This is a genomic window from Parabacteroides sp. merdae-related_45_40 (assembly GCF_001915675.1).
In genome coordinates this window covers 1-12,384 of record NZ_MNQY01000062.1, presented here as the reverse complement: position 1 = coordinate 12,384, position 12,384 = coordinate 1, and the positions used below count along the sequence as shown (strand labels likewise).

The 12,384-nt window shown below is 40.1% G+C and carries 7 protein-coding genes; all 7 read right to left on the bottom strand.

Annotated features, from left to right (window positions below):
- Window positions 1-1,296: GH92 family glycosyl hydrolase (locus tag BHV83_RS09800; protein ID WP_286757451.1), on the bottom strand; the 1,296-nt coding region annotated here is incomplete at its 3' end.
- 232 nt (window positions 1,297-1,528) lie between these two features.
- Window positions 1,529-4,837: a DUF5107 domain-containing protein gene (locus tag BHV83_RS09795; RefSeq protein ID WP_122205941.1), complete on the bottom strand. Its 3,309-nt coding sequence runs from the start codon at window positions 4,835-4,837 to the stop codon at window positions 1,529-1,531.
- A gap of 136 nt (window positions 4,838-4,973) precedes the next feature.
- Entirely contained in the window at window positions 4,974-6,560 is a 1,587-nt protein-coding gene (locus tag BHV83_RS09790) for a RagB/SusD family nutrient uptake outer membrane protein (protein WP_005637565.1), read from the bottom strand.
- 21 nt (window positions 6,561-6,581) lie between these two features.
- Window positions 6,582-9,881 (bottom strand): SusC/RagA family TonB-linked outer membrane protein, encoded by a 3,300-nt coding sequence (locus tag BHV83_RS09785; RefSeq protein WP_286757450.1) that lies wholly within the window; start codon window positions 9,879-9,881, stop codon window positions 6,582-6,584.
- A gap of 114 nt (window positions 9,882-9,995) precedes the next feature.
- The gene (locus tag BHV83_RS09780; RefSeq protein WP_005637561.1) at window positions 9,996-11,267 is read right to left on the bottom strand and encodes a FecR family protein; all 1,272 of its coding nucleotides are present in this window, start codon (window positions 11,265-11,267) and stop codon (window positions 9,996-9,998) included.
- Window positions 11,268-11,299: 32 nt separating this feature from the next.
- Entirely contained in the window at window positions 11,300-11,890 is a 591-nt protein-coding gene (locus BHV83_RS09775; RefSeq protein ID WP_005637560.1) for an RNA polymerase sigma factor, read from the bottom strand.
- Between the two features lie 51 nt (window positions 11,891-11,941).
- Window positions 11,942-12,190 (bottom strand): hypothetical protein, encoded by a 249-nt coding sequence (locus BHV83_RS09770; protein ID WP_122205940.1) that lies wholly within the window; start codon window positions 12,188-12,190, stop codon window positions 11,942-11,944.
- Between the last annotated feature and the right edge of the window lie 194 nt (window positions 12,191-12,384).

Genomic DNA, 12,384 nt, shown 5'->3' with positions numbered 1-12,384 from the left:
CGTGTAAGCTTCTTCATAGTCAAAACCCGGAGTGTCTTTGACGATGGCGTCTCCGATCATGGCGATGCAGTGGTCACCGATCATGGCAGCCGTGTAGCTGTTCCAGGACGGGAAGATGGGCAACCAGCCGCCCTGCTGTCCTTTTAATACGAGCGAATGTGCCATGTCTCCGTTGCGGGAAGGGGTAAGGATAGAAAACAGAGGGTGGACGGCACGATAGGTATCCCATTGCGAGAAGTCGCAATAGTAGGTTCCGTGGTCCATCTTCATGATCTGTCCGCCACCATCGAATTTCGGATAGGAGCCGTCCACGTCACTGAACGTGCGGGGCAGGAAATGTGTATTGTAGAGAGCCGAATAGAATTTGACCTTTTCTTCTTCGTTGTTCCCTTTTACTGCGATTTGTCCCAATGCCTGGTTCCAGGTGTCGGATGAAGCCTGCCGTACTTCGTTGAAATCCCATTCCGGGATTTCGCTGGCCAAGTTTTTGCGGGCATTGTCGATACTCGTAAAAGAAGTGGCTACCTTGACCAGTGTAGCTCCGACAGCATGTTTTTGTCCTTTTGCCGATTTACGTCCGGGTGTGATCGTGGTGCTGTCCCAAACGCCATAGTCGGCAATCTCTTCATTCAGCTGGATCACGAAATGTCCGCTGAAGCTGGCTTCCTTGCCATATCCTTGGTAGATGCGGTGTACGGGGTTGTAACCGGTAATTTCTTTTTTCTCCGGATCGATTTCGACGAAGGCGATACCTTCATCGCTATTGGGTTCGATCACGATATAGTGGTCGCCATCCTGTTCGAAGCTGAATTGCATGATGCCGGCACGGGAGAGTCCGGTCAGTTCGGTATGGATGCCATAGTCGTTCAAATCGACTGAATAATAGGAGGGAGTCGCTGTCTCCTGAGCGTGGTCGAAAGAGGAGGCTCGTTTGGCTGGGTCTGTTTCGAGTTTATTGCTGAGCGGCATGATCGTGACACTTCCGTAGTCTTGTGTACAGGAACCGTTCATCCAGTGGCTGGCCCGGAATCCCTGGATCGCGTCCTGGAAATAATAATAGGGAGGATGGCATTTCTGTTCGGTCGCCTGTGTCTGTGCCACCCAGTTGGTCATACCGTGCGGAACACCGACCGCCGGTATGATTTGTCCGCGTTCTTCTGTCGAGTTCTTATCTTTTCCCTGTACGATGCGGATATCCGTACCGATTAGCGGGTTTACATATTTTTCAAATTTATTTTCCTGTTGGTTGCATGAGAATAAACACAACGTACTTAATAAAATTGTCCAGCTCTTCATGTTATATTATTTAGGTATGCCGTAAAGATAGAAAAAAGAAGGAAAGTGCATCAAAACTATCCTTTGTTCCCACGCTTGATGCGGGATCGCATTATGGCAAGCGCGGGAACAAGGGGATTTTGATACACTTTTGAGTGTATATTTGCTTGCTGTAATAGTTTGAAGTGAATCCTAAAAGCTTAGATATAAAACTTTTAGAGTTCACTTCTTTATCCAGATTAGGCTTTATTTTTCAATGAATATCTTTATTCATTAATTGAGCCCAAATATTTCCTGGATAGAGCTGAAGAGCTTGAGTAAAGTCATTTTTTGCTGCTGACGGATTATTTTGTAGGAGATGTATCAAGCCGGAATAATAGGAGATATTGCTCTGCTGTACGTTTTGGTTGGCTTCACCGAATTTAGCATATGAATCCGTTGGATTTCGCAGTATACGTTCCAGTGTTTTTTGCATATCACTTAGAGCTACATCTGCTTCTCCATTTCTGTTTAGTTTCCTGAGAGATTTTATTTTATAGTAATTTAAATCTGTCAGATGGCTTCTGAAGTGTGTGTCAGCAGATTTTTCGAAACATATCTTAGCTTTATCTGTTTGCTTCATTGCTTCGTATGCAATGCCGGATAAATAATAGATCTTGGCTTCGTAACCGCCATTGGGTGAAGGTGCTACTTCCAAATTGGACGGATATTGATTGGCAAGGTCAAATTCTCGGATCGCTTCTTTGTACTGTTTTCTTTTCAGAAATTGCATCCCTTTCAATATATGTGAATCGGCGTAAATATCGTGTACTTGTCCGCCTCCTTCCCATAAATGAAAATGTCTGGTATTCAGTATTTTTATTGATTTGTCATATTTTGATTCGGCATTATAGAGTGTAAGCAATCGCATCACGGCATCGTCATGTTTCATGACGGTTTTCAAGTGGGATTCCAGTCTTTTTAGTCGTTGGTCTGTCGGGATGTTTGCTTGCTCATATATTTTGTCCGATTCTGTCAATAATAGTGGATCATTTGGATTGGCATTGATTGCTCTATCATAATATTTTATGGATTTTTCCAAGTCGTTTAGGCATCCATATCCGAAGCCTACATTACGTGCTGCAATAGCAAAAGATGGATCAGTTTCTGTTGCGTGTAACCAATGTTCGAGACCACTTTCTTTCTGTCCGAGAAAATAGAGTAAATTACCCAAATGATAGTGAAGGAGCGCATCGTCTGGTCTTTTTTGTAATAGCGTTTTGAAAAGAGCTATTTCTTCAATCCGGAAAGGATAATTGTTTAATGGTGATAACGATCTTGCTTTATCTAAACAAGTTTGGAATTCGATTGAGTTTTTGCTTTTTAGTAGATTATATGCCTTGTAATAATAAAGCAAAGGATAAGAAGCATAAGGTTCACCTAAAGAAATAGCACTGTTCAGCAAAGTAAGTGCGTCTTCTGTTGCTCCGATAGTCATGTAATTGTTCACAACTTCCAGTAATTCCTGTATAGCTATGATTCCTTTGCTGTTATGATTCGTTCCTGCTTTTAGAAAAGAAGCACCTTGTGAAGCGGATAAGCTAGCTTCGGCTGCACTCCAGTAATCAAGCGGATCAATCTGTTGGATATAGTGGATCGTTTCCTGTGCCTCTTCTTTCTTATCTTGCATCCTGAGAATATATGCTTTGAGAGTAAGTGCTTGTAAGTCACGTCCTCCAACGTAAAGTGATTGGGTGATCATGTCCATCGCTTGTTTGTAATCCTTATCTTTGACAGCCAAGACGGCTAGCTCATAGAAAGAGCGATGTTTGAAGTCTGGAGTCCAGGTTGCAGCCCAATAAGCATCAGTTGCCTTACTGATCTTGCCTGTCATTTGATATAAATACCCCAGATAGTAGAGGGCTTCTGTATTCTTTACCGTTGTATAGTCGTGGGACAAGCGTGCCTGAGCACGTAATAGGTGCTGTTCTGCTTTTTCCCACTTTCCCTGGCGAATATAATGTTTTCCTATTTCGATGTTTACACGTGCATCCATTGAGTCACGTAAAAGAGCCTCGTTGTAAAAATCCATATAATCCAGACGGGCATTGTTGAACTGGTCGATGCGAAGACCTGCCAGATAGAGTTCTTCGTTTGTTTTGTATTCTTTGACAGGTTTGGTTCCGTCGATAACTTTTGGCAGTTTTTTTTCTTCCTGTACGATCGGACGGTAATCGACTAACAAGTTGTCTTTTGCATCGTAAAGTGCAGTGTAGAGCATCGAGGGAATTAAGGAATCAGGCACGGCTATTTGATCAAGAAAATATTTGTCTGGATCAATGTTGACCTGTTTATCCAGTATTATCTGATTTTTATATTTTACGACAACGCGGGCGTTTTTGTATGAAGTAGTTGTACAATAACCTATACGGTAGTTGTTGCCTTCAGTTGGTTCAAAGTTTACGGCTGCGTCTTTCGTTGCATTTTTTACGCCTTTGATACCTTTTATCGGATACCAGATTTGACTGAATTCACGGATTTCACCTGGATTTATCCAACTGTAATCAGGTTGGTTATCGGAGTAACCGCCTACCATCAACTCAAGGTAATGTCCGTCGTTGTCGGATAGTATTTTGTTCCACATTTCGCCGTTTGCATTGTTCCCCCATAAGAAAAATTTCTTTCCGGGGACGATATGCCGATTGGCTACGTGTACTGTTCCTGCATCTTTTCCATAGTCATAGCCCGCGAGGAAAGACATTTCACTACCCCAGGCAAAAATAGAACGGGAGTTTCCCGTAAAGTTTTTCCACCAAGATAAATTGGCATTTTTTCCGCTGCCGAGGTTCGCTTCTCCGATCGGCCAATTTGTGAAGTATACTTTATGATGATCGGCACCAAATTGTACGTCAGGTGGAAATATCACTTGATATTGATCGTTACAATGGACGGATACATTAGCCCAATATAACATCGATTGGATCATCGGGGTTGGGTTAATCACTTTGATTTTGGCTTCTACCCAAGAACGGTTAGGATATACTGATATACCTATCGACCATTTTAGTCGATGACGCAATTCTGTCTCTCCTACCCAGATGGTTTTGCTTCCGTCTTCATTTTCTTTCATTGTCCAATTGATAGGCATATAGCTGCTGGCACGATGATGATCGGGAATATTCCACTCGACACCACCTGAAAGCCATGCTCCCAACATGCCAATCAAGGCCGGTTTTATTCCTGTTTGGGTGTAGAAAAAAGGATAATCGTTTGTTTTGTCGGAGGCTGCAAAGATACGGCCTCCGATCTCTGGAAGAATAGCAATGTCTACGTACTGATTGTTCAACCGGAGTACATTATAATCCTTTTCAATTTTCTTTTCTGTTAGGATATCATAAAGGGGATAAGGGTAAATATATCCTTCTGCTCCTTGATAAACACGACCAGTAAAAAAAATCGGATCGATTTCCGGGGCACCGATTTGATAGGTTGGTATTTTCTCTGTTACAGATTTCATGTGAACCTCTTGAGACAAAAGAGGAGTTGCACATAACAATAACGCTGATAGAAATTTAGAATTCATGGTGTCACAACTTTAATTTATTATTAAGTATGCATAATAGGATGATTTTGAGGGGATAAAGAACTGCTCGAGATTTATTCCCGAACAGTTCTCAACAAGTTGCATTTTGACTAATACCGTAATTTGAAAGGTAAATTCATCGAGTCAAATTAGGATTCAGTTGGGTGTCGGATGCTGGATATGGCAGATAAATGGATTTTTCACCTTGCCAGGTAAGAGAAGCCGGCAATTCCACTTTTTCCTTTCGCATAACGCCAGGAGCTACTTCGATAGCTGTGTTGGCTTTACGTTCATTGAATGCCTGTTCTAGTAATTCCATACGCATCTGGTCATCGCGACGGGTTACCAAAGCAACAAAGTAGCCAGCTACTTCCCAACCGTGTTCTTTCAAGGCTGCATTAGCAAAAGCTTCACCGCTCATACCTGATTGTAGTGGTTCTAAACCGGCGCGTTCACGTACTTGGTTTATACATTCATAAGCCATTGCGTTCGGTGTGCCATCGGCACGAGCCTGTGCTTCGGCATACCATAGTAATACTTCCGAATAACGAATCAGACGATGGCGGTGATCGTTGGTCATTAAGGAGGTATTGGCAGGTTTTGTATAATCATAATCCCCACCGTCTTCACTGATGGTAAAAGCGCAGAACATGGGTTGTTGTTCTGGAATACTTTCATCCCACCAATCCAACAATTTGCCTCCTTCTTTGTTACCCTCTAGAATCTTTGGGTTGTAGGTTGCATCTTTTCTAGGACCGGAAGGAAATTCTTTCCAAAATTTGATTTCTCCTAATGCATCTCCCCATCCGGTAAGTGATTCGAATAAGTGGCTATTTGTCATCTGTGAATCTTCTGACCAAGTTCCGACAGCACTGGAAAAATTGATGCCGACTACTGTTTCATTCGTATAATTATGACTTGGAGCATATACATACTTATATTCCGGCTCTAAAATATATTCATATGTTCCGCCATTTACACCGTCAATAACCGCTTTTGCCTGTTCTGCAGCGGATGCATAATATTGTGTCTGTTTTAAAGGCCAGCCTGCCATTGCCATATAGACGGCAGCCAGCGTTGCTTGAGCAGCCTGCTTGGTAATGAAGATGTTGGCCCCTTGATATTTCTGGGGAGGTTTGGAGTAATCGGTCGGAAGCGTAGTAACGCAGTCTTGTAAATCTTTGACAATTTGATCATAGATCTCTTGTATGCTGGCTAAAGGACGTTCGTAGTTGACTTCGGTGTCTAAAATCAGAGGAACGGCTCCCCAACGACGAACTAACCAGAAATAATGTACTGCACGCCAATATTTGGCCTGACCTAATGCAATATTTATTTCTTCTGGAGTTGTAGGCGTTTTAGCGCCATTCTCTATGATATAATTGGCCGCTTTGATCACGACATATGAGGTAGACCAAGCTGCTTCTACTCCTTTGTTGGCATCTGAACCTCGGAAGGCATCTATTTCTGCGTAAGCTTGTTTGTTACTGCCTGGGTTAGCTGTTACATCGTCACCTAACCAAGAAGGAATTGTTGGATTGGTATTGGTCTGTGTTAAACAGACATTTTTGTATAGCGCATAAGTTGCCATTGTCAATTCATCTTGTGTTGAGAAAAAAGTTCCCGGTGTAAGTTTGCCTTTTGGATCTTCGTCAAGAAAATCATTACATGAGCTTGACAACATGGCTATGCCTAAAGTATATAATATATATTTTGCTTTCATGATAATTATGCTTTATTTTAGTTAGAAATTCATGCGAACTCCGAATGTATATGAACGAGTTAACGGATAAGCTCCAAGATCGATACCATCGTTTACATCCACACTGCCTGTACCTGTATCTACAAATGAAATACCAGCTGGATCCATTCCTTTATAGTTGGTTATAGTGAATAAATTCTGACAACTAAATGTAAAGCGGAGATCTGCAAATTTGGAGACTGCTTTTGGTAGATTGTATGACAGGCTGATATTGTCTAGCCGGAAATAATTTGCTGATTCCAAATATTTTGTAGATGTTGCAGCTGCTTGATAATTATTACCTTTAACATTTACGGAAGGATAGCGGGCTGATTGTCCTTTTGTATCGAAATTATCATTCAAATACTCTTTAAGAGTGATGAAAGCAAAGTCACCAGTCATGGAGGTACCGGTATAACGTACCATATTGAAACGTTCAGCTCCGAATGAGCCAGTAAAGAATATGTTCAAGTCCCAATTTTTCCAGTGTAAGCTATTGTTCCATCCCAAAGTGAAATCTGGAGTGGCTTTACCAATAAAGGTACGGTCTTTGCTATCGATTATGCCATCCTTGTTCCGATCAACGAATGAGTCATTACCTGCTGCATCCAATCCAGTCCATTCATAACCGTAGAATGCACCGATCGGTTGTCCTACTGCTATACGGGTGACACCATCTGTGGAAAACATTCCGCTAGCGATATTCGCACCTTGGATAAAGTCCAAACCCGCCAGATCTTTTACTTCATTCTTTAAATAAGTACCGTTAAAGTTCGTATTCCAACTGAAATCTGAGCTTTCGAAAATATTTGCATTGATAGAAAAGTCAATACCACGATTGCTGATTTCAGCGGCATTCACCCAGTAAGAACCTCCACCGTCATAATTTGGAATTGTTCGTTTTAGTAGACCGTCTTTTGTCCGTTTGTCAAAATAGTCGAAAGATATATTCAATCGGCTATTCAAAATGGAAAAATCTAAACCTACGTCGAATTGGTGAGTCGTTTCCCATGATAAATCAGGTGTTGCAACAGTTTGTCCAATCCAATATCCTGTATAATAAGCGTTTCCTCCGAATGCATACATGGCTTGAGTCATTAATCCCAATGTTTCGTACGGATCGATGGCTTGGCTGCCGATCAAACCGTAGCTGGCGCGTATCTTGAGGTCTTGTATGAAATTCTGATGTTGCATAAAGTTCTCATTGCCCATTGACCAAGCGGCTGCAATTGAAGGAAACCAACCCCATTTATTGTTGAAAAACTTCGATGAGCCGTCGGCACGAATCGTTCCGGTCAGCATGTAACGGTCTTTGTAGTTATACATTACACGACCTACGCCAGACATCAGAGCCCATTTTGAATAATCGTTTTTCGCATTGCGGGTGCCGGCCATTTCTACATTCCACCATCCCACGCTTTCTGTCATCAGATTATTCCCACTGATATTCATATAGCGGTATTCTGATTGTGTAGCTTCGTAAACGGCAGTAGCAGTCAAAGCATGGTCGCCCCATTTACCGTTGTAGGTTAAGTTATTTGTCGTTTGTAAAGTCATTCGGTACGCATCATTGTTACTCATACTGCTTGAACTGGATACTTTTGTGGTAGCGAAAGAGTAATTTTTTACATCGTTGTAATCAATACCGTTGCTAGTCGTAAAAGTTAAACCAGGCAAAATGTTGAATTTTAAGTCTATATGAGCATTGACGATATCTCTCATTGATTCTCCGATTTGCTCATTAAGCAGACCTACCGGATTCAATTGGGTGATAGCACTGTATGGGTCACGTGTATAGGTGCCATCTTCATTCATGATTCCGAGTACCGGTGCATAATTCATTGCTATATTGACAATATTACCTTTTGCTGCGCTGAAATCGGCACTTCTCTTCACATTGTGAGATGCATTTACATCGGCCGTTAGGTGTAACCAGTCTGTCAGCTGAGAAGTAATATTGGCACGTGCCTGATAACGTTTGTTTGTATTTTCTTTGACAACACCTTCCTGTCCGACGTAGTTACCAGAAATAATATACTGGATTTTATCACTACCCCCTGAAAGAGTTAGTTTGTAATCCTGTGTGATGCCATTTTGAAAGATTTCGTCCAGCCAGTCTGTACCTGCTGTTCCGTTTTGAAATGCGGACAACTGTTCAGGTGAGAATGTCTCTTTCCGATATGTATTATATAGTGTTGCAAACTCATATGGATTGAGGGTTTCGTAACGTTTGGCTACAGTACCGACACCAATTTGTGCATCAAACATGATTTGACGGACATTTGCTTTACCGGTTTTTGTCGTGATTAGAACGACCCCATTTGCACCACTGGAACCATAAATGGCTGTAGAAGAGGCATCTTTTAATATTTGCATGGACTGAATGTCTTCCGGATTCAAACCTGTCAGACCACTTTCACGAACGATACCGTCAATTACATACAAAGGATCGTTACTGCGATTGATAGAACCGGAACCACGGACGCGAATCTTAACAGTTCCACCAGGTACACCGCTGCTCTGTACTTGAACGCCTGACACCCGACCTTGCAAAGCGTCTGATATCTGTGTGATCGGCTGATCTTTGAATGCCTTATTGTCCAAAACTGCTACAGAGCCTGCTAAATCGGCCTTACGAACTGTACCGTAACCTACAACAACGACTTCGTCGAGTGATTGATTATCTTCTTTCAACATAATGTTATAAGAAGACTGGTTGTTAACTGTAATTTCTTGTGGAAGATAACCGATATAGGAAATTTGCAGGATTGCGTTGGCAGGAACATTTTCCAGGGTAAATTTTCCATCTAGGTCACTGATTGTTCCGTTGGTCGTTCCTTTGATAACAATGTTAGCACCAGTAACAGGCCCCATATTATCTCTTACAATACCTGAAATTGTACGTGTGTCTTTTTGATTTGTTTTAGTATTTACAGGTGTTTCTTTTTTAGAAATGATTATCTGACGGTCAGATATGGAATAATTATTTTCCGTGTTGGAAAATAATTGATCAAGGATAGTCTCTATTTTCTGTTCTTTTACATTGATAGATACTTTACGGTTCAGATCAATAGATTTGTCTAGGTAAAAGAAGATAAATTCGCTGTTGTTTTCTATTTCGTTAATAATTTCTTTAATCGTTTTGTTTTCGTAGTTCATAGAGAATGATGCTTCTTGAGAATATGTTTCTGAAGCAAAACATGATCCTGTTGTCAAGAGTGCAAAAAGTAGAAAAAACTTCATGGCGCGTATCAGTTTTTTAGGTTGTTTTTCCTTTTGAGGAAACCTGATGTTCTTATTCATGTTGTGTTACGATTTAAGTTTATAATACGGTTTTAATACATGTAATTTTACTGTTGAGGAAAAATTTCTAAAATTTTATTCCTCTGAATCTAAGGTCCCATAATATTTTGATTTTTAATGTTTAACAATAAAAATATGAATCTGTTCGTCTATTTGCTCAACTTTGATCGGGGCTGCGTTCTGAAGAGCATTGAGTACTTTCTCCGGATTCTCTTTCAGATCCAGCTTTCCGCTGCAAGTGAGTTCACCGACTTTTTCGTCCCAATGGATTTTGATCCCATAGTATTTACAGAGCTTTTCCAGTACAGTGTCTAACTTCTGGTGATTGAATTGATAATACCCGTCTTTCCAGGCAACATAATCTTGTGTATTTACTTGGTGTACGGATTCTTTGTCTTTCTTGTTGTCATACAGGAACAACTGATTGGGACTTAATGTATTTTTCCTTTTTCCTTTTGTTTCGATTTCAACTTTTCCTTTTACCAGTACGACATGGCTGTTTGCATCATTATTGTAGGCAGAGACACAGAACTGAGTACCAAGGTCTCTGATTTCCATCTTTCTGGTTTTTACAATGAAAGGCCTTTTTTCATCATGTACTATGTCAAGATAGATTTCTCCTTCTATAAATATTTCCCGACTATCGGTGGTAAATTGAGCGGGGTAGATCACTTTTGAACCTGAATTCACCCAAATTTTGCTTCCATCAGTAAATGTAATAGAAGTACGTTTACCTATCGGGACAATTAGTTGATTGAAAGATTGGATTCCATCGTTTTTCTCCTCTTCTTTTTTTATGCTTTTTTCTTCAGAGTTTACATTAATGTTTCCTTCTTTTGTATATTCCAATTGGATATCTTTCCCTTCAATAGATATTTGTTTCCCTTTTGAAAGGATCAGCTGAACATTCTCTGATGGATTATCTACTTGTGGGATAGAATTTATCATTGCTTCATAATTAACTACTTGTTTCTGATCATGTAAAGTATGCCATCCATAAACGGAAATTATCAATAAGGATGCTGCGACAGAAGCTGCTATTTTTAGAAAATGAATTTTCTTTTTGTGTTTTTCGTATGATGCATTGGCCGTCTGTATGCGTTTCCATAATTCTTTTTCTTCGTCAATTGATAGGATACTATTTGTTGAGTAATTTTTTATGCCTTTAAGAAAAAGGCGAGCGACTTCGATCTCTTTGGAAAAAGTGTTGTCTGTTTGCTGAAGTTGATACCAAAACTTCCGATTATTTTCTGTCGGATATAATTCCGATTGCAGAAAATAATCGTCGTTCAGTAACTCGTCTGCCTTATATTTCGTATAGTCTTTCCCCATTTGTTTAAAAGGCTTTTTTATATAAGGAGACATTGTTTTCTGTTTTATACTCATTAAAAAGAATCTTTTTTTAAAAAAAGATATATTTATTGATATTTCATTGAAAGGTAGAGCAGTAGAAGATATAATCCGAAAGAACTGTGATTTTGTTTGATTTTTTTTAATGACCGTTGTATTAGGTTTTGTGCAGATTGGTAGTTTATATCCATCAATATACAGATATCTTCCATACTCATTTCTTGAATGAATCGGTAATATATGATCTCTTTTTGGCGGGGAGTCAGAATAGAAAGGATTTCTTTAACTTTTTTTTGTTGATTATTGTATTGTTCATTATTGACGAATTCGTCTTCAACAGTTGGTTCGAGTAAAAATGGAACTTGTTCCATTGCACTTCTTTCATAGATTGATTCTTTATAAAGAGTTCGTTGGATGCAGTTTTTTATGGCAACGAACAGATACACTTTGATATTATTGGGAACGATGAGACGCTCTCTGTTTTTGTATAATCCGGTAAAAACATCCTGGATGCAATCTTTTATAAGTTCCGTATCGGAGGTAAAGTTGTGTCCGTAACGGAACAGCATTTGTATGTAGACTTTGTATATCCAGCAATAAGCCTCATTATCGCCGGCTAGGAACTGACTCCATTTTATTTTGCTTTCATCTTCCTGCATAATTGTGCTGTATGGTCGCAAATATAATATTTTTGTTAGAATAACGGAAACTTACCGCAACTTCGTTAGGGCAACCTCACCAAAACCGTGGTCAAAAAAGCAGGTATTCCACTGGATTATAATCAGAAACAGTGCATAAAATCTCCTCAAATAAGGCAGATAAACAGCTCCACATCCCCGTTCCGGTTTCACGAAGATCCGGGTCCCCACCTCTTCCACACCCGGATCTCCCATGCCCTTCCACCCGGGTCTGAAGAAACTTTTCAAGTTGTTTTTGGTAAAAAAGTAGCTTGTCTTCATGAAAAAACGAGCCTATTTAATCTGTTTTGTATTAGCTTCAGAATATATCTGAAATTTGATAGAATACTGATATATAATGATTTATTATTTTTACCCAGTAAGCGTCTCCGCGATGCTACCATTGTTCTTCAAACAAGAGTATTTAGCTTTGTCATCAAAAAAAGATGAAAGCAGCAACTCGTTTTCCCCGTACA